Here is a 265-nt window from a genome sequence, read left to right as displayed (position 1 = left end):
GCCGCTCAATCGTCGGTGCAGCAGATTCAGAACAGCGGCGAACTGGTGAAACTCGCCGTCAGCGATGCGTTGCAGACCGAGAGTGCGCTGGGGAGTATTGCGGCAGCGGTGTCGTTGATTCAGCAGATGAACCAGCAGATTGCCGCGGCAGCCGAGGAGCAGAGTTCGGTGGCCGAGGAAATCAATCGCAGCGTCACGAGCATTCGCGCGAGCGCGGATCAGTCGTCACTGGCGATGCAGGGCAACGCGGCGTCCAGCATTGAGC

Annotated in this window: 1 pseudogene; it reads left to right on the top strand. The window is 61.9% G+C overall.

Annotation, left to right across the window (positions count from 1 at the left end):
- Positions 1 to 265 (top strand): annotated as a pseudogene (locus tag SB772_RS41885) (hypothetical protein); the annotation flags it as partial.

This window comes from Paraburkholderia sp. SIMBA_030 (genome assembly GCF_046535245.1).
Taxonomy (GTDB): domain Bacteria; phylum Pseudomonadota; class Gammaproteobacteria; order Burkholderiales; family Burkholderiaceae; genus Paraburkholderia.
The sequence above is the reverse complement of the archived record's forward strand: the minus strand, read 5'-3'. Positions and strand labels throughout refer to the sequence as shown.